Annotated in this window: 24 protein-coding genes and 1 tRNA gene; 4 read left to right on the forward strand and 21 right to left on the reverse strand. The window is 72.3% G+C overall.

Annotated features, from left to right (window positions below):
• Nucleotides 1-26 precede the first annotated feature (26 nt).
• Nucleotides 27-1,340 carry an adenylosuccinate synthase gene (locus KAG51_RS07370; protein WP_290582171.1) on the reverse strand — a complete coding sequence of 438 codons (1,314 nt, stop codon included), beginning with the start codon at nucleotides 1,338-1,340 and terminating at the stop codon, nucleotides 27-29.
• An 89-nt stretch (nucleotides 1,341-1,429) separates the two neighbouring features.
• Here KAG51_RS07370 and KAG51_RS07375 point away from each other — a divergent pair, with 89 nt between their 5' ends.
• Nucleotides 1,430-2,365, forward strand: a complete 936-nt coding sequence (locus KAG51_RS07375) for a diacylglycerol kinase family protein (protein WP_290582173.1) — start codon at nucleotides 1,430-1,432, stop codon at nucleotides 2,363-2,365.
• Entirely contained in the window at nucleotides 2,362-3,690 is a 1,329-nt protein-coding gene (locus KAG51_RS07380; protein WP_290582175.1) for an MATE family efflux transporter, read from the forward strand. Before KAG51_RS07375 ends, KAG51_RS07380 begins: the two co-directional genes overlap by 4 nt.
• A 9-nt stretch (nucleotides 3,691-3,699) precedes the next feature.
• Here KAG51_RS07380 and KAG51_RS07385 read toward each other — a convergent pair whose 3' ends face one another.
• The 18 genes from KAG51_RS07385 to KAG51_RS07470 form a co-directional block, all read right to left on the reverse strand.
• On the reverse strand, nucleotides 3,700-4,104 hold the full coding sequence (locus tag KAG51_RS07385; RefSeq protein WP_290582177.1) for a DUF3151 domain-containing protein: 405 nt from the start codon (nucleotides 4,102-4,104) through the stop codon (nucleotides 3,700-3,702).
• A 35-nt stretch (nucleotides 4,105-4,139) separates the two neighbouring features.
• Nucleotides 4,140-4,808: an SDR family NAD(P)-dependent oxidoreductase gene (locus KAG51_RS07390; protein ID WP_290582179.1), complete on the reverse strand. Its 669-nt coding sequence runs from the start codon at nucleotides 4,806-4,808 to the stop codon at nucleotides 4,140-4,142.
• Nucleotides 4,809-4,913: 105 nt separating this feature from the next.
• Complete coding sequence (locus tag KAG51_RS07395) at nucleotides 4,914-6,251, reverse strand: AMP-binding protein (RefSeq protein ID WP_290582181.1); 1,338 nt, start codon at nucleotides 6,249-6,251, stop codon at nucleotides 4,914-4,916.
• The gene (locus KAG51_RS07400) at nucleotides 6,248-7,384 is read right to left on the reverse strand and encodes an MSMEG_0565 family glycosyltransferase (RefSeq protein ID WP_290582183.1); all 1,137 of its coding nucleotides are present in this window, start codon (nucleotides 7,382-7,384) and stop codon (nucleotides 6,248-6,250) included. Before KAG51_RS07400 ends, KAG51_RS07395 begins: the two co-directional genes overlap by 4 nt.
• Nucleotides 7,381-8,223, reverse strand: coding sequence for a carbon-nitrogen hydrolase family protein (locus KAG51_RS07405; RefSeq protein WP_290582185.1), 843 nt, complete (start codon nucleotides 8,221-8,223; stop codon nucleotides 7,381-7,383). Before KAG51_RS07405 ends, KAG51_RS07400 begins: the two co-directional genes overlap by 4 nt.
• 3 nt (nucleotides 8,224-8,226) lie before the next feature.
• Nucleotides 8,227-9,480, reverse strand: a complete 1,254-nt coding sequence (locus tag KAG51_RS07410) for an MSMEG_0569 family flavin-dependent oxidoreductase (protein WP_290582187.1) — start codon at nucleotides 9,478-9,480, stop codon at nucleotides 8,227-8,229.
• On the reverse strand, nucleotides 9,477-9,800 hold the full coding sequence (locus KAG51_RS07415) for an MSMEG_0570 family nitrogen starvation response protein (protein WP_290582189.1): 324 nt from the start codon (nucleotides 9,798-9,800) through the stop codon (nucleotides 9,477-9,479). The genes KAG51_RS07410 and KAG51_RS07415 overlap by 4 nt, the downstream gene beginning before the upstream one ends.
• The gene (locus tag KAG51_RS07420; protein WP_290582191.1) at nucleotides 9,793-10,641 is read right to left on the reverse strand and encodes a carbon-nitrogen hydrolase family protein; all 849 of its coding nucleotides are present in this window, start codon (nucleotides 10,639-10,641) and stop codon (nucleotides 9,793-9,795) included. Before KAG51_RS07420 ends, KAG51_RS07415 begins: the two co-directional genes overlap by 8 nt.
• Complete coding sequence (locus tag KAG51_RS07425; protein ID WP_290582193.1) at nucleotides 10,638-12,101, reverse strand: MSMEG_0567/sll0787 family protein; 1,464 nt, start codon at nucleotides 12,099-12,101, stop codon at nucleotides 10,638-10,640. The genes KAG51_RS07420 and KAG51_RS07425 overlap by 4 nt, the downstream gene beginning before the upstream one ends.
• A 1-nt stretch (nucleotide 12,102) precedes the next feature.
• Nucleotides 12,103-13,191 carry an MSMEG_0568 family radical SAM protein gene (locus tag KAG51_RS07430; RefSeq protein ID WP_290582195.1) on the reverse strand — a complete coding sequence of 363 codons (1,089 nt, stop codon included), beginning with the start codon at nucleotides 13,189-13,191 and terminating at the stop codon, nucleotides 12,103-12,105.
• Nucleotides 13,192-13,229: 38 nt separating this feature from the next.
• Nucleotides 13,230-13,754 (reverse strand): MSMEG_0572/Sll0783 family nitrogen starvation response protein, encoded by a 525-nt coding sequence (locus tag KAG51_RS07435; RefSeq protein WP_290582197.1) that lies wholly within the window; start codon nucleotides 13,752-13,754, stop codon nucleotides 13,230-13,232.
• Between the two features lie 98 nt (nucleotides 13,755-13,852).
• Nucleotides 13,853-14,695: an amidohydrolase family protein gene (locus KAG51_RS07440; protein WP_290582199.1), complete on the reverse strand. Its 843-nt coding sequence runs from the start codon at nucleotides 14,693-14,695 to the stop codon at nucleotides 13,853-13,855.
• A 223-nt stretch (nucleotides 14,696-14,918) separates the two neighbouring features.
• Nucleotides 14,919-15,938, reverse strand: a complete 1,020-nt coding sequence (gene fbaA / locus KAG51_RS07445; protein WP_290582201.1) for a class II fructose-bisphosphate aldolase — start codon at nucleotides 15,936-15,938, stop codon at nucleotides 14,919-14,921.
• Between the two features lie 78 nt (nucleotides 15,939-16,016).
• Nucleotides 16,017-17,378, reverse strand: coding sequence for an FAD-dependent oxidoreductase (locus tag KAG51_RS07450; protein WP_290582203.1), 1,362 nt, complete (start codon nucleotides 17,376-17,378; stop codon nucleotides 16,017-16,019).
• A 47-nt stretch (nucleotides 17,379-17,425) separates the two neighbouring features.
• Nucleotides 17,426-17,890 (reverse strand): GNAT family N-acetyltransferase, encoded by a 465-nt coding sequence (locus tag KAG51_RS07455; RefSeq protein ID WP_290582205.1) that lies wholly within the window; start codon nucleotides 17,888-17,890, stop codon nucleotides 17,426-17,428.
• Nucleotides 17,891-17,900: 10 nt separating this feature from the next.
• Nucleotides 17,901-18,545, reverse strand: a complete 645-nt coding sequence (locus KAG51_RS07460) for an RNA methyltransferase (RefSeq protein WP_290582207.1) — start codon at nucleotides 18,543-18,545, stop codon at nucleotides 17,901-17,903.
• Nucleotides 18,542-19,192, reverse strand: coding sequence for an orotate phosphoribosyltransferase (pyrE, locus tag KAG51_RS07465; protein WP_290582209.1), 651 nt, complete (start codon nucleotides 19,190-19,192; stop codon nucleotides 18,542-18,544). Before pyrE ends, KAG51_RS07460 begins: the two co-directional genes overlap by 4 nt.
• Before the next feature lie 24 nt (nucleotides 19,193-19,216).
• On the reverse strand, nucleotides 19,217-19,939 hold the full coding sequence (locus KAG51_RS07470; RefSeq protein WP_290582211.1) for a sortase: 723 nt from the start codon (nucleotides 19,937-19,939) through the stop codon (nucleotides 19,217-19,219).
• A 205-nt stretch (nucleotides 19,940-20,144) separates the two neighbouring features.
• Here KAG51_RS07470 and KAG51_RS07475 point away from each other — a divergent pair, with 205 nt between their 5' ends.
• Nucleotides 20,145-21,305: a pyridoxal phosphate-dependent aminotransferase gene (locus KAG51_RS07475; protein WP_290582214.1), complete on the forward strand. Its 1,161-nt coding sequence runs from the start codon at nucleotides 20,145-20,147 to the stop codon at nucleotides 21,303-21,305.
• Nucleotides 21,306-21,648: 343 nt separating this feature from the next.
• On the opposite strand, the gene KAG51_RS07480 is transcribed toward KAG51_RS07475, so the two are convergent.
• Nucleotides 21,649-21,724: transfer RNA gene (locus KAG51_RS07480), tRNA-Thr, on the reverse strand.
• A gap of 97 nt (nucleotides 21,725-21,821) precedes the next feature.
• On the opposite strand from KAG51_RS07480, the gene KAG51_RS07485 reads away from it, so the two are divergent.
• The gene (locus KAG51_RS07485) at nucleotides 21,822-22,112 is read left to right on the forward strand and encodes a chorismate mutase (RefSeq protein ID WP_290582216.1); all 291 of its coding nucleotides are present in this window, start codon (nucleotides 21,822-21,824) and stop codon (nucleotides 22,110-22,112) included.
• Nucleotides 22,113-22,116: 4 nt separating this feature from the next.
• Here KAG51_RS07485 and KAG51_RS07490 read toward each other — a convergent pair whose 3' ends face one another.
• Nucleotides 22,117-23,643, reverse strand: coding sequence for an alpha/beta fold hydrolase (locus KAG51_RS07490; RefSeq protein ID WP_290582218.1), 1,527 nt, complete (start codon nucleotides 23,641-23,643; stop codon nucleotides 22,117-22,119).
• Nucleotides 23,644-23,663: the final 20 nt, after the last annotated feature.

The raw sequence follows: 23,663 nt of genomic DNA on the forward strand, positions 1-23,663 counted from the left end.
GCCTTGAGTCCATGACCTTGGTCACATCAGAGCAGGTCGTGCAGGACCACGGTCTCCTCCCGGCCCGGGCCGACGCCGACGGCGGAGATGCGCGCGCCGCTCAGGGCCTCGAGCTCGCGCACGTACGACTGCGCGTTGGCGGGAAGATCGGAGAAGTCGCGCGCCGACGACAGGTCCTCGGTCCAGCCGGGGAAGAACTCGTAGATCGGCGTGGCGTGGTGGAAGCCGGTCTGGGTCATGGGCATCTCGTCGACCCGCTCGCCGTCGACGTCGTACGCCACGCAGACCGGGATCTGCTCCCAGCCGGTCAGGACGTCGAGCTTGGTCAGCACGAAGTCGGTGACGCCGTTGATGCGCGCCGCGTAGCGGGCGATCGGCGCGTCGTACCAGCCGGTGCGGCGGGGGCGGCCGGTCGTGGTGCCGAACTCGCCACCGGCGGTGCGCAGCCGCTCGCCGTCGCCGGCCGGATCGACGTCTCCCGTGAGCTCGGTCGGGAACGGCCCCTCGCCGACGCGCGTGGCGTAGGCCTTGACGATGCCGATGACCCGGGAGATCTCGGTCGGGGCGATGCCCGATCCGGTGCAGGCGCCCCCGGTGGTGGCCGACGACGAGGTCACGAACGGGTACGTGCCGTGGTCGACGTCGAGCAGCGTGGCCTGGCCGGCCTCGAGCAGGACGGTCTCGTCGCGGCGCAGCGCCTCGTGCAGCAGCAGCGGCGTGTCGGCGACCATGGGCGCGAGGCGCTCGGCGTGCACGAGCAGCTGATCGACGATCTCGTCGACACCGACCGCCCGCCGGTTGTAGACCTTGGTGAGCATCTGGTTCTTGAGCTCGAGCGCGCCCTCGACCTTGGCCCGCAGGATCTTCTCGTCGAAGATGTCCTGCACCCGCACCCCGAGCCGGTTCATCTTGTCGGCGTAGGTGGGGCCGATGCCGCGGCCCGTGGTGCCGATCTTGCGGCTGCCCAGGAACCGCTCGGTGACCTTGTCGAGCGTGCGGTTGTAGTCGGCGATGACGTGGGCGTTGGCGCTCACGAGCAGAGCGCTCGTGTCGATGCCCCGGGCGTTGAGGCCGTCGATCTCCTCGAACAGCACGTCGAGGTCGACCACGACGCCGTTGCCGATGACCGGGATGCAGCCGGGCGTCAGGATGCCGCTCGGCAGGAGATGGAGCGCGTACTTCTCCGAGCTGCCGTCGGGCTGCGGGATGACGACGGTGTGGCCGGCGTTGTTGCCGCCGTTGAACTTGACCACGTAGTCGACCCGACTGCCGAGCAGATCGGTCGCCTTGCCCTTGCCCTCGTCGCCCCACTGGGCGCCGACGATCACGACTGCGGGCATGCGGGCCCACCCCTCACGACATGAGACAAGCCCCTCACGAGGGGCTCTTGCGACGGCAGTCTAGCCGCCGGAGCCCTACTGTCTCCATCATGAGCACCCCAGACCGACGGTCGTCGTCACCGTGGACCGTGGTCGTGAACTCCGCGGCGGGCAGCAGCGCGGACGACGTCGTCGACCAGGTCGTGGCGGCACTGCGCGACCGCGTCGAGGTCACGGTGGCCCGCACGTCCGACCTCGACGACCTCACCTCCGCACTCACCCGGGTCCCTGCCGACGGCACCGTCGTGGTGCTGGGCGGCGACGGCAGCCTGCACGCCGTGGTGGCGGCGCTGGACCACGTCGACCGCCTGCGCGACGTCGTCGTGGGCCTCGTGCCGCTCGGCACCGGCAACGACTTCGCCCGCACGATCGAGGTCGACCCCACCGACCCGGTCGCCACGGCGCGGGACCTGCTCGAGGCGACCGAGCGCGACGTCGACCTGATCCGCGCCGGCGACGGCTCGGTCGTGGTCAACGCCGCGCACGTCGGGGTCGGCGCCGATGCCGCCGTGGCCGCCAAGCCGTGGAAGGAACGATTCGGCATCGTCGGCTACGCGGTGGGCGCGATCGCCTCGGGCTTCTCGGCCGAGGGGTTCCGGGGCGAGGTCCACGTCGACGGTGAGGCCGTGCCCGTCCGGGGGCGCCTGCTCCAGGTCGCGGTCGGCAACGGGCGGTACATCGGCGGCGGCACCCCGCTGCTCCCCCAGGCCGACCCCTTCGACGGCCGGCTCGACGTCGTCGTGTCGTGGGCGGACCGGCCCCTGCGGCGGCTGAAGTACGCCTGGAAGCTCCGCAGCGGTCGCCACGTCGAGGGTGACGACACCGAGCCCGTGCGCGGCACGACCCTGTCGGTCCTGGTGCGCGGATCGGCCCTGCGCGAGGGCATCCCCGGCAACTCCGACGGCGAGCTCACCGACCCGGCCACGACCCACACGTGGACCCTGGAGCCCGGCGCCTGGCGACTGCTGGTGCCGACCCGCCCGTGAGCCGTCCCGCGCCTCGCGCCGGGACGTCGCGCCAGATCCTCGCGGTCGCGGTGCCGGCGTTCGCGGCCCTCGTGGCCGAGCCGGTCATGCTGCTGGCCGACACCGCGATGATCGGCCACCTCGGCACGCCCGAGCTCGCCGGGCTCGCGGTCGCCTCGGTCGTGCTGACCACCGCGATCGGGTTGTGCGTGTTCCTCGCCTACGGCACGACCTCGGCCGTCGCCCGCAGCCACGGGGCCGGCCGGGAGGCCGAGGCCGGCGCCCAGGCCGTGGGCGGGCTCTGGCTCGCCGCGTCGCTCGGAGTCGTGCTGGCCGTGCTGACGGTCGCGACGGCCGGACCCGTCGCGACCGCGCTCGCGAGCTCCCCCGACGTCGCGGGGCACGCAGCGACGTACCTGCGCATCAGCGCGGCCGGGGTGCCGGCGGCGCTGCTGATGCTGGCCGCCACCGGCGCCCTGCGCGGGGTGCTCGACCTGAGGACTCCGCTCGTCGTCACGGTGTCGAGCTGCGGGGCCAACGTCGCCCTGAACGCCGTGCTGATCTACGGCCTCGGCTGGGGCGTGGCAGGGGCGGCGCTCGGCACGGTCGTCGCGCAGTGGGGCGCCGCGGCCTGGCTCACCGCTGCGGTCCTGCGCCAGCTGCGCACGGGCGAGGTCAGCGGACGGCCCCGGCTGGACGCGCTGCTGCAGGCTGCCCGCGCCGGCGTGCCCCTCCTGGTGCGCACCGGGACGCTCCGGATCGCGGTGCTGCTGGCGACCGCCGTGGCCGCGACGTTCGGCGACGCGTCGCTCGCAGCGCACCAGGTGACGGCGACGCTCGTGACGCTGTGCGCCTTCGCCCTCGACGCCCTGGCGATCGCCGGCCAGACCCTGACCGGCCGCTCCCTCGGGGCCGGCGACGCGGACCTGACCCGAGCGCTGACCGGGCAGATGGTGCGCTGGGGCTGGGGCGTCGGGGCCGTGATCGGGACGGTCCTGGCGCTCGCGAGCCCCTGGGTCCCTGGCGCGTTCACGAGCGACTCGGACGTCGCGGCCGTGCTCGTGCCCGCCGTGCTGGCGGCCGCGCTCGTGCAGCCGCTCTCCGGTGCGGTCTTCGTGCTCGACGGCGTGCTGATCGGCGCGGGCGACGGCCGCTACCTTGCGGCTGCCGGCATCGTGGTCCTGATCGTGTACGCGCCGCTCGTGCTGCTCGTCGGCGTCGCGGACGCGGGACTGACGTGGCTGTGGATCGCCTACGCGGGCTTCATCGGTGCCCGCTGGGTCACGCTCGAGCACCGCCGCCGCAGCGAGCGGTGGATCGTGCTGGGCCCCGCCGCGGCGTCCTGAGGTGGCGCCTCAGCCGACGAGGATCGCGTACGCCTCCGGGCTCGACTCGCGCAGGAACTCGCGGCAGCGGTGGGCCTCGGGCGCGTCGCCGAGGCGCTCCGACCCGTCGGCCAGCACGGCCAGCGAGCGCAGGAAGCCACGATTGGGCTCGTGCGCCCACGGCACCGGGCCGAAGCCCTTCCAGCCGTTGCGACGGAGCAGGTCGAGCGAGCGGTGGTACGACGTGCGCGCGAAGGCGTAGCCCTCGACGTCGCTGCCTCCGGCGAGCGCCTCGGCGGCGAGCAGGGCCCAGGCGAGGGTCGACTCGGGGGTCGTGGCCGCGACGTCGCGCGCGGGCTCGCCCGCCGCGATCCGGCTCGCACCCGGGTCCTCGGGCAGCAGGGTCTCCGGCGGCTCTCCCAGCAGGTTCGTCATGACGCCGACCCTAGCCGGGGGATCTACCGCGGGTCTCACTCGGCGTCGAGGTCCTGGGCGAAGACGCGGAAGTCGCCGTGGTCGCGGTGCATCGTCCACAGGAGCTCGGCGAGGACCTCGGGATCCTTGCGCGGGTGGCCGGGCTCGATCGACCCCGGGATGATCAGCTGCCCGACGTGGATGTCGTCCGGAGCGAGCGCCTCGTGCAGCATCTGGCCGAGCGCCGACTCCCCCGCGAAGGCGACCGAGGTGCCGGCGAACTTCGCGACCGGCCGCACCGCGCTGCCGCCGTTGACCAGCAGCACCGTGCCGCCACCGAGGAAGCGCATGTGCTGGGTCACGTGGTGCACCGCGGCGAGCGGACCGAGGATCGAGAACTCGAGCGCGGGCTGGAGATCCTCGACCGTCGTCTCGAGCACGGGGCGCAGGTACTCCTTGGCCGGCAGCGGGCTGTACTGCAGCACGTCGATGGGTCCGAGGTCGGCCGAGATCGCGTCGAGCGCCTCGCGGATCGACGCGGGCCGGCGCACGTCGGCGGTGTACCCACGGGCTTCGATTCCCTCGGCCTGCAGCGTCTCCGCGAGCTGGCGGGTGCGGCCCACGTTGCGCGAGACCAGCCCGACCGAGAAGCCCTCCTGCGCGAACCGGCGGGCCACGGCCGCTCCGAGATTGGATCCGGCACCGATGATCGCGAGGGTCGGCATGGGTGTTCCTCCTGCAGCGTCGACGTGGGGACCTCCACCCTCTCCCGAGGGCGCCAGGTTTGCAGGTCGACGCCCAGCGCGCCCGCCGATTCGTCGGGAGGGGGATCAGCGATGGAGGGAGCGGCGGGCCTTGCCGGTGTCGTCGCGCAGCGGCGTGGACGTCGTCTCGAGGGAGCGGGGGCGCTTCTCGGGGTCGAGGCGGGAGCGCACCCAGGCCAGGAGCTCGCCGGGGTCCGCGGCTGACTCCGCGACGACGTGCACGACCTCGCCGAGACCAGGATCGGGCCGCCCGACGGCCACCGACGACAGCACCGCCGGATGCGCGTCGACGACCGCCTCGACGTCGGCCGGGTGCACCGTGACGCCCCCCGTCGTGATCGCGTCGTCGAGCCGGTCCGCCACGAACACGTACCCGCCGTCGTCGATCCAGCCTGCGTCCCCGAGCCCGTGCCAGCCGGGCAGCCCGCCGTCGCGCCGCATCAGCAGCTCGCCGACCTCCCCCGGAGCGCACGTCGACCCGTCCGGACGCACCGCGCGGAACCGGGAGCCGGCGACCGGCCGTCCCACCGAACCGGGGTGCTCGAGCCACTCGTCGCCGCGGATCATCGTGAGCCCCTGCGCCTCGGTGCCCGCATACACCTCGACGACCCGCTCGGCGCCGAGCCAGCCGATCCAGTCCCGCTTGAGCGGCTCAGGACACCGCGCCGCCAGGTGCATCACGGAGTGGAGCGAGGAGACGTCGGTCGACGCCCGCGACGGGTGCTCCCAGATCCGCGCCATCGTGGTCGGCACGAGCATCGTCCAGCCCACCCGACGACGGCCGATCGCGGCCAGCGCCGCGCCCGCGTCGAACTGCGGCAGCACGACGAGCTCGTGGCCCGTCATGAGTCCGCGCATCGCGTAGACGAACGGCGCGGCGTGGAACAACGGACCCGACACGAGCTGCACGACGTCGCGCGGCACGAACGGGGCCACCACGCCGTCCGGGTCGACGATCGACGGGTGCGGGTCGCGCAGCAGCTTCGGCATGCCCGTGCTCCCGCTCGAGGTCGGCGCCTTCCAGGAGGACGCCACCGCGTCCGGGAGGGGCCGGTCGTCGGTCGCGGTGATCCGGACGGGCCGGTCCACGACCAGCCGGGGCGACACGAGCTCCAGCAGACGGGCACGTTCAGCCGGCGGCAGGCGGGGCGACAACGGCTGCGGCGTCGCCCCGAGCTTCCACGCCGCGACGCAGGCGAGCACGACGTCGAGCCCGTTCGGCAGGCTCACCGTGACGAGGTCGTCGACCCCCACCCCGTCGTCCGCCCAGGTCCGGGCCAGGCGGTTCCCGAGCGACTCCAGCTCGGCCCGGGTCACGACCCGCTCCCCCACCGTGATGGCCGGCCGGTCGGGCTCGCGCTCGGCCAGGAGCGTGAACGCGCGCCCGATCGGCATGCGCGTCATCGGGCGGGCAGGCGACCTGCGAGGTGCGCCTCGTAGAAGGCGACGTGCGACCGGGCCGCCCGCTCCCACGTGTAGCTGCGCGCGAGCGCCCGGCCCACCGAGGGAGGCGGCGGCGAGGTCACGGCGGTCGCGAGCGCGGCGGCGATCCCGAGCGGCGAGTCGGCGTAGGCGACGGCCGACCCGAAGACCTCCCGCAGCACCGGCAGGTCGCGCGCCACGACGGGCACACCCGCAGCCAGGGCCTCCATCGCGGCGAGCCCGAAGCCCTCCTTGGTCGAGACGAAGGCGAGGGCCTCGGCCTGCGCGACGAGCGAGGGCAGGTCGACGTGGTCGACGGCACCGAGCACCTCGTGGTCGACCGCGAGCTGACCCGCGCGACGCTCGAACTCACGGCGGTAGTCGCGGTAGTCGAACAAGGTCTCACCGCCGGCGAAGACGAGCCGCAGCTCGGGTCGTCGCCGCCGGAGCATCGCGTAGGCCTCGAGCAGGTCGATGCTGCCCTTGCGCGGCTCGATCCCGCCCAGCGCCAGGACGTAGGGCCCGAGCTTGTCCGCCCACCGCGTGCGACCGGCCGTGTCGGCGGCGCCCGCCTCGAAGCGCTCCGCGTCGACCCCGTTCGCGATGACGCTCGGCGCGAGCCCCCACCCCTGGCGGACCTCGGCCGCGACGGCCTCGGACACGCAGATCCGCGCCGCGGGTCGCGTCACGGCCCGTTCGTGGCACGCGGCCAGCTCGGGGGTCGTGAACGTGTCGAGGTGGTGGATCGTCCGCACGCACGGCACTCCGGCGGCCATCACGGCGTTGGCGCTGATGCAGTCCTGGGCGTGCACGACGTCATAGCCGGTCCGGACCCGGGCGAACGCCTCGGCCAGCGCGGCGATCGACCGCAGGATCCGGGCGCCGACCTCCTCGCCGTCGACCCCCGGGAACGGCACCGCGTGCACCGTGACCGCGGGATCGACCGGTCGGAAGAAGCCCACGTCACCGCCCCGCGCGAGGGTCCACACGTGCACGTCGTGGCCGAGTGCCGCGAGCGCCTCCGCGAGTGCGAGCGTGTGGACCACGCCGCCGCGTGGCTTGGAGGAGTACGTCAGCAACGCGATGCGCAGCTCGCCCTGGGCTCCGGTCGTCATCGGGACCCGCCCGGCCCGTAGCTGCTCGGGCTGAGCTCCTGGAGGTGGTGCAGGATCCGCCGCGAGCGCGCGATCTCGAGCGCGACGTCGACCTCGGCGACCGCCAGGGCGCCCTTCGACCAGGTGCGGGCCAGCACGTCGCCCCCGGGCCCGACGACCTTGGCCTGGCCGAGGAACCGCAGCCCGCCCATGACCCCGGTCTGGTTCGACGAGACCCACACGACCTGGTTCTCGGCCGCCCGCGCGCTGTCGTACAGGTCGAACAGTCGCGACTGACGGTCCTGCGGCAGTCGCGAGGCGCGGTCGGTGACGCTCGCGGGCCACGCCGACAGGCAGGCGATGACCTGGGCCCCGTCGAGCGCGAGCGTGCGCGCCGACTCCGGGAAGGTCTTGTCGTAGTCGATCAGCATCCCCAGGCGACCCACCGGGGTGTCGAACGCCGCGAACGCGTCCCCGGCGGCGTAGACGAGCGACTCGCCCGCCGGCTGGTGCACCTTCCGGTGCCGGCCCAGGACGCCGTCACCCGTGACGCAGAGCGCCGCGTTGTGGTGCCGGAGCTCCCCGTCAGCGACGGTCTCCTCGGTGTAGCCGAAGCACACGACCATGTCCTCGGCCATGGCCGCGACCTGCTGGACCTCGGCCGAGCCCTCGGCGAAGGCCGGTGGCAGGGCGTCCGGGTCCGGGCTGCGCAGGTCGGCCAGGTACCCGCCGAGCGTCGCGTCGGGCAGGACCAGCAGGTCGACGCCCGCCTCGCGGGCGTCACCGATGATGCCCGCGATCTTCTCGAGGGCCCGGGGGACGTCACGCCCGAAGTGCGCGGCGACGGCGGCGAGGCGCACGGTCTAGTGCCGGGCCGAGGCGGGCTGCCGCGCCCCGACGATGGCGTGGAAGACGTGCTCGGCGTCGCGGGCGATGCCGGCGAAGCGTCCCGAGCCCCACGTGTGCATCCACGGCAGCCCGAGGAAGTACAGCCCCGGCACCGACGTGATCCCGCGCGTCTGGGTGGGCGCCGCGGCACCGTCGAAGACCCCGACCTTGACCCAGCGGTAGTCGGGCCGGTAGCCGATGCCCCAGACGATCGAGGTGATGCCGGCCTCCGCGAGGTCGAGCATCCGTGGCTCGTGGTCGGGCGTCCAGACCGGTTCGTACTGACCGCCCGGCGGCGCGTCGATGCCCTCGCGCTCGATGAACGCGTCGATGTCGCGGCAGATCGAGTTGTAGACCGCGTCCGCGGAGTCCAGCGCCGCCGTCATGGTGGGCTCGAAGGACAGCCGGGTGCCCTCGGCGCCGGACATCAGGCCGTAGAGCCGCATGCCCTCGACGGCGAACTGGCGCAGGTCGATGTCGCGACCGCCCTCGCGTCCCGTGACGTAGTGGTTGGTCTTCTCCCGCGCCGCCCGGCCGCCGGGATACTGCTGCACCGGGGTGTCGTAGAGGCCCATGTCGGACAGCCAGGTCATGCAGTCGCGGCCCCGGTAGAAGCGCGCGACGCGGGGCGCGTCGCCCAGTGCGAGATGGACCGCGCGGCCCTCGAGGTGCAGGTCCTCGGCGATCTGCGCCCCCGACTGGCCCGAGCCGACCACCAGGACCTCACCGTCCGGCAGCTGGGCCGCGTTGCGGTAGTCGGCCGAGTGCACCTGGGTGATCGACGGGTCGATGCCCGCGGCGAAGGGCGGCACGATCGGCAGGTGGTAGCCGCCCGTGGCGAGCACCACGTGCTCGGCCTCGAGCAGCTCCTCGCCGCCGGGCCCCTGGAGGGTGAGCTCGAACCCGCCGCCCTCGCGCTCGGTCAGCAGCGTCACCGCGGTGTGCTCACGCACCGGCGGGTCGAAGCTCGCGACGTAGCCCGCGAGCCAGGCCGCCACCTCCTCGCGGTTCATGAATCCATCGGGGTCGTCGCCGTCGTAGGCGTAGCCGGGAAGGCGGCAGTGCCAGTTCGGTGTCACGAGCGTGAAGTTGTCCCACCGCCGATCGGTCCACTCGTGGGCCGTGGTGGAGGCCTCGAGCAGCACGTGCTCGACGCCTTCGCGGGTCAGGAACCAGCTGACCGACAGACCGGCCTGGCCGGCTCCGACGATCGCGACGGGGATGCTCATGACGACTCCTGGGCAGCGGACACTGAGGTCTCGGGGAGGGGCGGCTGCATGTCGAGGACCTCGACGAGGTCGGCGGGCGCGAAGCCCGCCGCGGTGGCACGGATCTGCTCGAACGAGGCCGCCGAGGCGGTGCAGGCGAAGCCGTACCGCGCCCGCACCCGCTCGCTGGCCTCGGCCAGCGCCGCCTGCGACCGGCGGGTGAAGTCGTCGACCCGGTACGTCGCGCCCGGGGCGAGGTGGTCGTGCATCACGAGCGACGGGGAGTAGCAGTCGGCGACGCGACCATCGGGCCAGCGCACGGTCACGGTCATCTCAGGCATGGGCCGGCGCCTTCGTGTAGGTGTCGGGGCGCCGGTCGCGCAGGTGAAACATCGAGCGTCGCGCCGTCGCGAGAGCGGCTTCGACGTCGAGGCCCGCGATCGCCAGGCCCGCCTCGGTGCCGGTCGTGGCGAGCACGTCGCCGCCCGGACCGACCACCTTGGCGTTGGCCACGAACCGCATCGAACCGAACGTGCCGACCTGGTTGGCCGCGAGCCACACGATCTGGTTCTCGAGCGCCCGCGCCTGGTCGAAGAGGTTGAACCGCGTGGTCCAACGGTCCTCGGCGATGTCGCTCGCGCCGGCCGTGCGCGACGAGGGCCAGGCCGAGATGCAGGCCACGATCTCGGCACCGTCGAGGGCCAGGGCCCGGGCCGCCTCGGGGAAGGCCTTGTCGTAGCAGATCAGCATTCCGACGCGACCGACCGGCGTCTCGAAGGTCTCGTAGACGTCACCGGCCTGGTAGTAGAGGTTCTCCCCGAGCGGTTGGTGCACCTTGCGGTGCACGCCGATCACGCCGTCGCCGGTGAGCGCGGCGGCGGAGTTGTACCGGGTGGGCCCGTCGGCCTCGCAGAAGCCGACGACGACGGTCATGTCGCCCGCGATCTCGGCGACCCGGCGCAGCTCGGGACCGTCCAGGTCGAGCACGGGCGGGAGGGAGTCGGGCCCGTCCCCGTCGGTGTGCAGGGTCGAGAGGTAGCCACCGAGCGCCGCCTCGGGCAACGCCAGGAGCGCGACGTCGCGCGATCGCGCCTCGGCGACCAGGTGGGTGATCTGGGCGTAGGCCTCGTCGAGGTCGCGCCCGAAGTTGGCGGCCGCGGCGGCCAGGTGGGTCATGGTCATGCGGAGAGCCCTTCCGTGAGGTGCTCCGTCGCGGGGCCCAGCCCCGTGACGGTGCCGGCGATCGTGGAGGTCACGAGGCCGTCGGGCCAGCGCAGGTCGACCCCGCGGCCCTCGGTCAGCCGTCCGCAGACGGCGGTGTCGACGTGCGGCGGCAGTGCCGCCCGTGCCGGGGTGCGCTCGGCCGAGATCATCGCGAAACCCGGGAAGCAGGTAAGCCAGTCGCCAGCCTTCGCCGCGGTCGGCATGGGGATCTTCGCGACCTCGAGCACGGCCTTGCACCCGCTGGCCTCGGCGAGCATGCCGGTGGTGCCGATGACGCCGGTCATGCTGACGTCCTTGGCGGCGGTCGGGTGCAGCGCCGGCACCACGTCGGCCAGGGCCCGCAGCTCGTCGGCCGACCGGTGCGAGGAGCTGTCCCACTGCAATCCGGTGTACCCGGGCCGCCAGCCCCCGCCCAGGTCGGCCGTGAGTCGCAGCGACTCGCCGGGGCGGCCTCCGCCGCCGGGGACCGGGTGGTCGGCGCGACCCAGGGCCGTGACGCTGAGCGACGCCGGCACGCCGAGCTGGGTGTGCCCGCCGAGCACCGGGACGCCCCAGGCCTGCGAGGCGGCGCGCAGGCCCCGGACGATGCGCCGGGCGAACGACGCGTCGCGGGCGCCCACGGCGTCGAGCAGGCCGACGGGCGCGGCACCCATCGCCGAGATGTCGTTGAGATTGACCAGGACCGCGCACCACCCGGCCCACTCCGGGTCGCGCTCGACCATCGACGGCAGGATCGCGTCGCACGCGGCGAGCAGGTCGGACCCGGGCACCGGGGCGGCGTCGTCGCCGACGAAGCCGTCGGGCGCCCCGAGGCCGTCGGTCCCCAGACCGTCGAGGACTGCGCCGAGCGCAGCCTTCGTGGCCCGGGCGAGGCGCTCGACGCGGTCGATCGGCCAGAGCATGTGCACGTGCGGGCGCCCGTGCACGTCGAGCGTCCCGAGGGTCGTCCAGCCGAGCCGGGCGAACAAGGGCTCGTTCTGCGCCTGCACCGTGGCGTCGAAGCGCAGGGCGCCCTCAACCTCGGCTCGGGCGCAGGCCGCGCGGACCAGCGCACCGCCGATGCCTCCGCGGACGCCTGCGTGGGCGCGTGCCGCGGCGCTGACCGCCAGCCGACTGCCCGACCACCAGCCGATGTCGCGTCCCTCGACCGCGGGCGCGATCCGGACGCCGCCGAGCACGGCCCCCTCCGGCGTCCGCGCCACCAGGACGATCGTGCGGGGGTCGTCGTCGACGCGATCGGCGTCGTGAGCGGCGAAGATCCCCTGCTCGGCCACGAACACGTCGCGTCGCAGCGCCCGGTAGGCGTCGAGATCGGCGCGCGAGTGCGCTTGCTCGACCAGGAAGGTCGGGGCGGGCGAGGGCCGCGTGCCGGTCAGGATGCCCCGGTCGAGGTCTCCCGCCGTCGTCACGTCGGCCATGTCAGGCACCTTCGCTCTGCAGGACGCTGCAGGCTCCGCACGCGGCGCATCCCGCGGCCTGGTCCGACCCGTGCATGCCGGCCTCCATCAGCGCGTGGGCGACCCGGCGCGTGACGTCCTGCAGCACCGGCGCCGCCGGTGGGGGCACCCGGTCGACATCGGTCGCGAGCGTGCCGGCCAGCGGGCGGAAGGGCACGACGAACGGGTAGACGCCCAGGTCGATGAGCTCCTGGGCCGCCTCGACCATCTCGTCGGGGTCCTCGCCGAGACCGACCAGCAGGTAGGTCGAGACCTGGTTGTGGCCGAAGACCCGCACGGCCTCCTTCCACGCCGCGCGGTACTCGTCGAGCGGGACCTGTGCCTTGCCCGGCATCCAGCGTCGGCGCACGCCGTCGTCCATCGACTCCACGTGGATGCCGATCGACCGGGCGCCCGCCTCGTACAGGTCGGTGATGGTCTGCAGGTCGGCCGGAGGCTCGCACTGCACCTGGATCGCGAGGTCGGGCAGCACCGCGCGGACGGCCCGGACGCAGCGCGCCAGGTGGGTCGCGCCCCGGTCGCGGCCGTTCGACGTCCCGGTGGTCATGACCATCTGCGTGATGCCGTCGAGGTCGTGCGCAGCCTTGGCGACCTCGGCGATCTGCGCGGGCGTCTTGACCGCGATGGTCGAGCCCGCCTCGAGCGACTTCTCGATCGCGCAGAACCGGCACCGTTCGGCCTCGTCGTACCGCACGCACGTCTGCACGACGGTCGTCGCGAGGACGTGAGCCGAGTGCAGCCGGGCGATCTTCTCGTACGAGACTCCGTCAGCCGTCTCGAGGTCGTAGAACGCCGGGCGGCGCACCGGCTCCACGCCGAGGCCGGTGTCGGCCCCGTCGAGGAGCAGGCGCCCCCGGTTGATCGTGAACGGGCTGTCGGGGTTGATCGGGACCGCGGTCCCGATCCCCCCGAGCAGCACGTGACCGTCGTCGCTCGGTCCCGCGCCCGACTGCCGGCTGACCGGCGCATCGAGCAGTCGGATGCCCGAGATGGCGACATCGACTCGAGTGCTGGTGCGGGTCGCTGTGGCTCCGCAGCTGGGCGCGTTCATGAGCTCTCCTCAGTCCCTGGTGGGTCGGCCGGTCGGGATCAGAGGTTGTAGACCGAGTTGATGATCGCGCCCTTGCGGGCGTAGTGGATGACCGCGTCCTGCACGTCGAGCGGGTGCGCCGGGATGACGCCCTCGATCAGGTCCTCCTCGCGGATGCCGTGCAGGGCCAGGCCGAATCGGCAGCAGTACACCGTGCCGCCCTCGGCGATGTAGGTCTCGAGCGAGGCGTTCATGTTGAGCTCGCCCGGGAACCCTGCGTCGCCGGTGGTCGGGAAGCCGCGGTTGGCCGAGCACGCCAGGGTGCCCGGGCCGTAGAAGTAGATCGCCGTCTCGAAGCCCTTGCGCAGGGCCCGCGTGGCCTGCAGGATCGCGACGAAGCTGACCGACGACTCGTGCGGGATGCCGTGGATCAGGGTGAAGTACGACTGGCCCTCCTCGGCCTGGTAGTCGGGGAAGATCTTGGTGGAGCCGTAGAGGTTCGTGCCCTTCGGCAGCGACGGGTGCGCGATCTCGGCGAGCGAGGCCTCGATGTTGGCGGCGATCTGGTCGTCGATGTCGGTCATCAGTTCTCCTGGTGGTGTCGGACTGGCGTGCTGCGGTGGTGGGTGTGGGGTCGTGCAGCTGGCGTCGCGCCGTTGCGGGCCAGGGCTGGTGGTCGAGGTCAGCTGCCGTAGAGCGCCTCGAAGTTGCGGTGGAAGAAGTGGTCGGCGAGCTCGCCGTCGCCGGCGGCGGCCGCGAGGCGTGCGTGCTCGCCGGCGAAGTCGCCCCACGGGGCGTCGGTCGCGAAGAGGATCCGGTCATGGCCGATGCCGCGCTTCTCGATCTCGTCCACGAGCCACAGCGGGGCGAAGCCGATCGTCCAGCTCGTGTCGGTGTAGACCTGCTTGCCCGCCTCGATCCAGTCGAAGAGGCGGCCGCCGATGAGCTTCATGTGGCCGCTCATGCCGCCGCCGAGGTGGACCAGGTGGATCTTGACCTCGTCGCCGTACCGGTCGACGAGATGACCGATCTGGTCGATGTCGCTCGCGGCGCCTGGCGAGGTGTGCACGTGCACCACGAGGTCGTGCTGGGCGGCGGCCGTGAAGATGCGGTCGATCTGCTCGGCGCAGTCGGGGTCGGTGGGCGAGCCGCCGAGGAGGAAGCTCGTCTTGAGCGCCTTGACCCCTCGCTCGGTCGCCAGGGCGAGGGCGCCGTCGTTGCGCGCGGCGTCAGAGGCCTTGGGCGAGACCCACAGGCCGCAGCTGACCCGGTCGTCGGCCTGGGCGGCCTCGATCGCGAGCGGGTTGAGGTCGAACGCGGCGTCGGGGATCGGCACGCCGTAGTTCGGCAGCACCAGCGCCCGCTCGGTACCCTCGGCGTCGAGCGTCGCGAGGAACTCCGCGACCGTGGCCTTGGCGGTGATGTCGGCCTGGACCGGCGGGCCGCCGTAGAAGGCGTACTCCGGCAGCCGGCCGATGTGGCGGTGGGAGTCCCAGTGGGGTCGCGCACCGTGAGCCGAGGTCATGGCTCAAGTTCACGGCCCAGATGTTGCCGACTGGTTCCACCCGGAACAAGAGCGTGTGAGGTCGCGTGTCATCCACGTTTCGTGTCGACACGGCCGCGCCGGGCGGTCGCCCGTGGCCGGTTGTCGCTCGGGTCTGCCCGGGCCGATCCACCGACGCCACGCCCGCGAACGGCGAAGCCCCTCCAGGACCGGGTCCTGGAGGGGCTTCGCACCTGAGCAGGACTCAGAGCTTGGTGCCGGTGCTGCGGAGCTCGGCGCAGGCCTGCACGATGCGCGCGGCCATGCCGGCCTCGGCGGCCTTGCCCCAGGCGCGCGGGTCGTACTGCTTCTTGTTGCCGACCTCGCCGTCGACCTTCAGGACGCCGTCGTAGTTCGCCAGCATGTGGCCCGCGACCGGGCGGGTGAACGCGTACTGCGTGTCGGTGTCGACGTTCATCTTGACGACGCCGTAGTCGACCGCGGCCGAGATCTCCTCGGGCAGGGAGCCCGAACCGCCGTGGAAGACCAGGTCGAACGGCGCCTCCTTGCCGTACTGCGCGGCGACGGCCTCCTGGGCGGCCTTGAGGATCTCCGGGCGCAGCGTGACGTTGCCGGGCTTGTAGACGCCGTGGACGTTGCCGAACGTCAGCGCGGTCAGGTACCGGCCCTGCTCCCCGACACCCAGCGCCGAAGCCGTGGCCAGCGCGTCCTCGGGGGTCGTGTAGAGGTGCTCGCCCATGCCACCCTCGACACCGTCCTCCTCGCCACCGACGATGCCGATCTCGACCTCGAGGATGATCTTGGCAGCCGCGCAGCGCGCCAGGAGGTCCTTCGCGATGGCGAGGTTCTCCTCCAGCGGCACGGCCGAGCCGTCCCACATGTGCGACTGGAAGTACGGCAGACCGCCCGACTTCACGCGCTCCTCCGAGGCCGCGACGAGCGGGCGCACGAAGCCGTCGAGCTTGTCCTTGGGGCAGTGGTCGGTGTGCAGCGCGACGTTGACGGGATACTTCTTGGCGACCTCCTGCGCGAACGCGGCGAAGGCCAGCGAACCCGAGACCATGTCCTTGACGGTCGGGCCGGAGAGGTACTCGGCGCCTCCGGTGGAGATCTGGATGATGCCGTCGCTCTCGGCCTCGGCGAAGCCGGCGAGGGCCGCGTTCAGGGTCTGCGAGCTCGAGACGTTGATGGCCGGGTACGCGTACGACTCGCGCTTGGCCTTGTCGAGCATCTCGGCGTAGATCTCGGGAGTGGCGACGGGCATGAAGGCTCCTGGGTCACGGCGGGTCAGAGGTGGAGACGCGGACGATGTCCGCAGGCCAGTATTCCAGCCGTGCGGCTGTCAGGCACCGAGGGCCTTGACCGCCGCGCGCGCCGCGACCTGGATCGGGCTCCACACCGAGGCGAACGGTGGCGCATACGCGAGATCCAGCATCACGACGTCGTCGACCGTCATGCCCGCGGCGAGCGCCGTGGCCGCAGCGTCGACCCGGAGCCCGGCGTTCTCGGTGCCCACGACCTGCACCCCGAGCAGGCGCCGCGACCCGCGGTCGGCCACCAGGAGCACCGTCATGGAGCCCGCATCGGGCATGTACCCCGCCCGGTCGCTGGTCTGGATCGAGACGACGACCGGATCGAAGCCGGCGTCCCGGGCCTGCTGCTCACCCAGTCCGGTGCGCGAGATCTCCAGGGCGCAGAACTTGGTGATCGCGGTCTGGACGACGCCCGGGAAGGTCAGCCGGTTCGGCTCCTGGAGCAGCGTGGCCGCGACGTCGTCGGCCACGACCATCCCCTGCTTGTTGGCGTGCGTGCCGAGCGGCAGGTGGATCGGCAGATCGGTCGTGCGGTCGCGCGTCTCGACGCAGTCGCCCGCGGCCCAGATCCGGTCGGCTCCGACGACCCGCTGGCGCGCGTCGGTCACGATGCCGCCCTTGACCCCGGTGGGCAGGCCCGCGGCGGCGGCCAGGTCGGACCTGGCCCTGACGCCAAGGCCGAGCACGACGAGGTCGGCGGGGAGCGTCCGCCCGCCGACGACGACACCGCGGACGTGACCGTCGTCGTCGAGCTCGAAGCCCTCGACCTCCGCCCCGGTCAGCAGCTCGATGCCGCGGGCGCGCATCGTCTCGGCGACGATCTCACCCAGGGCCGGCTCGATGATCGACAGGGGCACCGGCGCGCGCTCGACGACCGTCGTGCCGATCCCGCGCACCACGAACGCCTCCGCCATCTCCAGGCCGACGTAGCCGCTGCCCACGACGACGACGTCCTGCGGCTTCTCCTCGAGCGCCTCGATCACGGCCCGGCCGTCCCCGAGGCTCTGCACGCCGAGGATGCCGGCGCCGTCGATGCCGGGCAGGTCGGGCCGCAGCGGCTCGGCGCCCGTGGCGATGATCAGCACCTCGAAGCCGATGCGCTCGCCTGCGGCGGTGTGGACCTCGCGCGCCTCGAGATCGATCGCGACGACCTCGGTGTCGGTGCGCAGGTCGATACCGTTCCGGCGGTGCTCCTCGGGGGTGCGCGCCACGAGATCATCGGCCGACTCGACCTCGCCCGCGACCCAGTAGGGGATGCCGCACGCGGAGTACGAGGTCCACTCGCCCCGCTCCAGCACGATCACCTCGTCGGAGTCCGGAAGACGACGACGCAGCGCCGCCGCGGCGCTCATGCCAGCGGCGTCACCACCGATCACGACGACGTGGGCCATGCGGCCGAGCCTAGGCGCACCCCCGCGAGCCCGCTGAGCGCCAGCGGTCAGCCGACGTGCTTCTCGAACCAGTGCTGGGCGTACGGGTTGTCGTTGTAGCGGGGCACCTCGCGATAGCCCGATCGCCGGTACATCGCGATCGCCGCGGTCAGCTCGGCATTCGTGTCGAGCCGCACGACGGGGCGTCCGTGCCGGACTGCCTCGGTCTCGAGCCGGGTCAGCAGCCGCTGCGCGACCCCGCGGCCCCGCCAGTCGCGATTCACCCACATGCGCTTGATCTCGGCCACGCCGGGCTCCAGCCACCGCAGGGCCCCACAGCCGACGACCTCGACCCCCGAGCGACCCACCAGGAACAGACCACGGTCGCCGGTGAACTCGAGCTCGTCCTGGGCGGCCTGATCCGGGTCGAAGCCCGTCGCGAAGATCTCGTCGAGCTCACGCAGATAGGCCGCGACCGCAGCACGGGCGGCTGCCGAGCTCGGCTCCACGACCTCGACGACGACGTCGGACATGCCGCCGATGCTAGTCAGCCGGCTGGGCCGCGTGCTGGCGGATCCAGGCGTGCATCGCCACGGCCGCGGCTGCGCCGGCGTTGATCGACCGGGTCGAGCCGAACTGGGCGATCGAGAGCAGCCGCTCGCTGGCCGTGCGCGCCTCCTCGCTCAGGCCCGGGCCTTCCTGCCCGAACACCAGCACGCACCGCGCGGGCAGGCCCGCCGACTCGATCGGCTCCGATCCCTCGACGTTGTCGATGCCGAGCAGCGGCAGATCGCGCTCGGCCGCCCACGCCACGAGGTCGGCGACGGTCTCGTGATGACGCACGTGCTGGTAGCGGTCGGTGACCATCGCCCCGCGCCGGTTCCACCGGCGTCGCCCCACGACGTGCACCTCGGCCGCGAGGAACGCGTTGGCCGTGCGCACGATCGAGCCGATGTTGAAGTCGTGCTGCCAGTTCTCGATCGCGACGTGGAACCCGTGGCGTCGCGTGTCGAGGTCGGCGACGATCGCCTCGTGGCGCCAGTAGCGGTAGCGGTCGACGACGTTGCGGCGATCGCCCGCCGCCAGCAGCTCGGGGTCCCAGTGGTCACCGGCCGGGAGTGGCCCGTCCCAGGGCCCGACGCCGACCTCCGGCCGCTCCGGCCCGGGCCCATCGGGCTCCTGGGTCATGCCCCGTAGGCGCTGCGGTACTGCCGCACGGCCTCGAGGTGCTCGGCGTGCCGGCCGGTCTCGGCGAGGCAGGCGATGAGCTGGTCGAGATTGACGATCGCGTCGACGGCGATGCCGAGATCACGCTCGACCTCGCCGATGGCCGACAGCTCGCCCTGTCCACGCTCCTGCCGGTCGACCGCGACCGTGACCCCGACGAGCTCGGCGCCCGCGGACTCCACGATGTCGGCGACCTCGCGGATCGCGGTGCCCGCCGTGATGACGTCGTCGATGACCAGGACCCGGCCCTCGAGCGGCGTGCCCACAATCGTGCCGCCCTCGCCGTGGTCCTTGGCCTCCTTGCGGTTGAAGCACCACGGGACGTCGCGACCGTGCCGCTCGGCCAGCTGGACGGCCGTCGCCGCGGCGATCGGGATGCCCTTGTAGGCCGGCCCCATCAGGACGTCGAACTGCCGGTCGGCCGCCACCAGGGCGTCGGCGTAGAAGCGGCCGAGGCCCGCCAGGGCAGCGCCGGTGCGAAAGCCCCCAGCGTTGAAGAAGTACGGCGACGTGCGGCCCGACTTGAGCGTGAACTCGCCGAAGGAGAGCACGCCGAGGTCGAGCGCGAACTCGACGAACTCCCGCTGGTAGTCGTGGACCTGCGTCACTCTGCTCGACTCATCGGGCTCGACTCACGGGGCGGCAGGGGCGGCCTGGACCGCAGGCTTGTCCACGACGTCGAGCAGGTCGCCGATCACGACCCGGCGGTTGTCGGTGTGGAACATCTCCGCGCAGGTGATCATCGTCAGGACCGGCTCGGTGGGCGTGGCGCCCCGCGCATTGGGGTCCGGGACGGGAAACAGCGGCCAGCCGGTCGTGTAGTCGACCTTGATCTCGTCGCCGTTCATGCGCAGCTTGTAGGTGAAGACCTGCGTGCGGGTCTCGATCTCGATGACGTCACCGGCCCGCAGGTCGGGAAGGCGCTTGAAGACCGCACCGCGGCCACTGCGGTGGCCGGCGATCACGAAGTTGCCGACCTCGCCGGGACCGACACCCTTCTCGTACCAGCCCACGCCGCTGGCCAGGGCCGACCGGCCCTGGGCGTCGAGCAGGTCGCTGCCGGGGATGATCGGCATCTCGTAGTCGCTGCCCCAACGATCGACGCGCAGCAGGCCGATCGCGTTGGAGTCGATGTTGTTGGCCCAGTCCTCGGAGATCTGCTCCTTGATCTCCTCCTGCTTCTGCGCCGCGACGATGTTGGTGCCGTAGAGCTCCCACCCGACGTAGGCGATGAAGCCGACTCCGGTCAGCACGAGCGCCAGACCCAGGATCGTCAGAAGGCGGCTACGACGCCGCGGCTTGCGACGCCGCGGCGGAGGCGAGGAGGGCTGCTGAGGAGCCTCGATGACGGCCATGATGCCGCCATCATTCCACACGACTCCGAAGAGTCGTCAGGAAATCGCGACCTCCGGTGTCCGGACGCCATCACCTAGTTGACGAGCCAACCACGGGTGTGGGTACACTGGGACCAGCCCCGCCGTTTCACCCCCCGAGAACGGCGGGGTCTTTACATGTCCGGGGTCGTTCGTGCAGCGGCACCTGGCGTCTAGGCTCGCCGACATGGCCCGTCCCAGCACCCGCGTCGCGCACCTCGGCACCACGATCTTCGCCGAGATGAGCGCCCTGGCCGCCCGCACCGGCGCGGTCAACCTCGGCCAGGGATTCCCCGACACCAGTGGGCCGCCCGAGCTTCTCGACCGCGCCCGCGCCGCGATCGCCGCAGGCGAGAACCAGTATGCGCCCGGCCTCGGCACGCCCGAGCTGCGCGCCGCGATCGCCCGGCACCAGGCTCGCCACCACGGGATCGAGCTCGATCCCGATCGTGAGGTCGTGGTCACGACGGGTGCCACCGAGGCCATCGCCGCGGCGGTGCTCGGACTCGTGGACCCCGGCGACGAGGTCGTCGTGCTCGAACCGTTCTACGACTCCTACGTCGCGATGGTGCAGATGGCCGGGGCGGTGCCCGTGCCCGTCACGCTGCGGGCTCCGGAGTTCCGGCTCCCGGTCGACGAGCTCCGTGCTGCCGTCGGGCCGCGCACCCGGGCCATCATGGTCAACACCCCGCACAACCCGACGGGCGTCGTGCTGGGTGACGACGAGCTCGTGGCCCTCGCGGAGATCGCCGAGGAGCACGACCTGGTCGTCATCAGCGACGAGGTCTACGAGCATCTGACCTTCGACGGCGTCCGGCACCGGCCGCTGGCCACCGTGCCGGGCCTGACCGACCGCACGGTGACGATCTCGAGCGCCGGGAAGTCGTTCTCGGTCACGGGCTGGAAGGTGGGCTGGGCCACGGGTCCCGCCGAGCTCGTGGGCGCCGTCATGGCCGCGAAGCAGTGGCTGAGCTACACCTCGGGCACCCCGTTCCAGGGCGCCGTCGCATGGGCTCTCGACCACGCCGACGGCTTCGTGGACCAGCTCGCCCGCGACCTGCAGGGGCAGCGCGACCTGCTGTGCGACGGCCTCGAGGCGGTGGGCTTCGACGTGATCCGACCCGCAGCCACGTACTTCGCGACGACCGACATCCGTCCGCTCGGCTTCGACGACGGGCTCGACTTCTGTCGCCGTCTGCCCGAGCTCGCGGGTGTCGTGGCGGTGCCGCACCAGGTGCTCCACCTCGATCCTGAGCCGGGCCGGCCGTACGTGCGGTGGGCCTTCTGCAAGAGGCCGGAGGTCATCGCTGAGGCGCTCGTCCGACTTCAGCGACTCTCGTCACGCTGAATAACGCTCCCTCCGCCCGGTCGTTGATCATGGCAGGACCCCCAGAAAGGCGGAGGCATCGTGGACCAGTGGCTCGGACTCATCGTCTCGACCCTCCTGCTGGTGGAGGCCTTCCTGCTCGCGGTGGTCATCTACCCCGTGCTCTTCGAACGCGGCTCGGGCCAGCAGGGCTGAGCGCCCGCCCTCGCCCTCGCCCTCGCCCCGGGGCGGTGACTTACTCGCCTATCGCCGGGGGCGGCGGTGAGGGACTCGTCGATCGAGGGCCTTGATAGACGACTACCTCACCGCCCAGCGAAACGTCACCGAACGACAGAACCCCGAACCGGGGGTTCGGGGTCCTGGGTGGAGCCGCCTGTCGGAATCGAACCGACGACCTTCTCATTACGAGTGAGACGCTCTGCCGACTGAGCTAAGGCGGCGGAGTCCGCCGAGGATCGCCCGCCGGACCGAGGCCCGACTTTACCCACCCGGGGACGGGGAGGCGAATCCGGGTCGGCCGGCGCCTAGGATCGCGGCGTGAGCAATGACGACGTGACCGACGAGCTGGCCCGGATCCGGGCCAGCATCGACAACATCGATGCGGCGCTGGTGCACCTGCTCGCCGAGCGGTTCAAGCACACCCAGCGGGTCGGACGTCTCAAGGCGACCCACGACCTGCCGCCGTCCGATCCGGCGCGCGAGGCTCGTCAGATCGAACGGCTCCGGGCGCTCGCGATCGACGCCGACCTGGACCCGACCTTCGCCGAGAAGTTCCTGACGTTCATCATCGACGAGGTCATCCGCCACCACGAGGCCGCGCGTCAATGACCCACTAGCACTCCGGGTCCTTCTTCGGCACCGTGCCGTCGACCAGGTACGCGTCGACCGCGTCGGTGACGCACCGGTTGCCCGACTGGTAGGCCGTGTGGCCGTCGCCGTCGCGTGAGATCAGCACGCCGGAGTCGAGGATGTCGGCCAGCTCGACGGCCTGCTCGTACGGGGTGGCGGGGTCACGGGTCGTGCCGAGCACGAGGATCGGCGGCGCGCCCGCGGCCGAGAAGTCGACGGGGTCGGCGCTGGACTCGAAGGGCCAGGCCGAGCAGCCAGCCGCCCCCAGGGCGAGGGCGCGGCCGAAGACCGGTGAGACGGCCGCGAAGTCGGGGACGTCCGGCTCGACGTCGGCGTACGTGGGGCGCTCGGTCGCGTCGAGGCAGTTGACCGCCGTGATGACCTGCCCTGCGTTGGATCCGTAGGAGCCTTTCGGGCTGCGCTCGAAGTAGACGTCCGACAGGTACTGCAGGCCGGATCCGTCGCCCTGGCCGATCGCGAGGGTCAGCGCCGTCGTGAGCTCGGGCCACAGCGACTCCGCGTACAGCGGCAGCGCGACGCCGAAGAAGGCCTGTCCCTCGGTGAGCGGCCGATCCGGGTCTCCCGTGGGCATCGGCTGGGCGTCGAGCTGGGCGAGGAGATCGGTGAGGCGCTGTTCGGCGGCGTCCTCGTCGGTGCCGAGCGGGCAGTCGGACTCGGTCACGCAGTCGGCGATGTAGGCCTCGAGGGCCCGCTGGAAGCCTGTGGCCTGACCGAGCGCGGACTCGACCGGACCGAGCTCGGGGTTGATCGCGCCGTCGAGCACCATCCGGCCGACCTTCTCGGGGAACAGGGCCGCGTACGTGGCCCCCAGGTAGGTGCCGTAGGACGCGCCGAACCAGTTGAAGGTGGAGTCGCCCACGAGCGCGCGGGCGATGTCCATGTCGCGCGCGACCTCGACGGTCGACACGTGGCCGGCCAGCTCACCGGAGTTCTCCTCGCATGCCTCGGCCATGCCCTCGAGCTGGTCGATCGCCTCCTGGACCTCGGCCGGGTCGTCCGGGGTAGGGTCGGTGTTGACGTAGGCGTCGAACTGCTCGTCGTCGTAGCACTCCAGCGGCGAGCTCTTGCCCACGCCGCGAGGATCGACCCCGACGATCGCGTAGGTGTCGAGCACGTCGTCGCCGAGCTGGTACGACATCGTGGTGGCGTAGTCGAGGGCCGATCCGCCGGGACCACCGGGATTGACGAACAGGTGCTGCTCGGCGCCGGAGTCGCCGATGACCCGCATGCGCACCTCGGTGGTCTCGCCGTCAGGGTCGGCGTAGTCGATCGGCACCGTGACGTCGGCACAGCGATCGGTGCCGCAGTCCTCCCAGTCGACCTCCTGCGTGTAGAACTGCTCCAGCCCCTCGGGCACGTCGGACTCAGCCGTGGGCTGCGGGTCGGCCCGCTCGTCGTCGCCGGACGTGAGCAGCAGCACGGCCGTGACCGACCCCGCCACGATCAGCGCGAGCACGAGCCCGCCGATGATCCAGAGCTTCTTCGACATGGTGGTCCCCCGTGGTGGTC

This window comes from Aeromicrobium sp. (assembly GCF_023146395.1).
Classification (GTDB): domain Bacteria; phylum Actinomycetota; class Actinomycetes; order Propionibacteriales; family Nocardioidaceae; genus Aeromicrobium.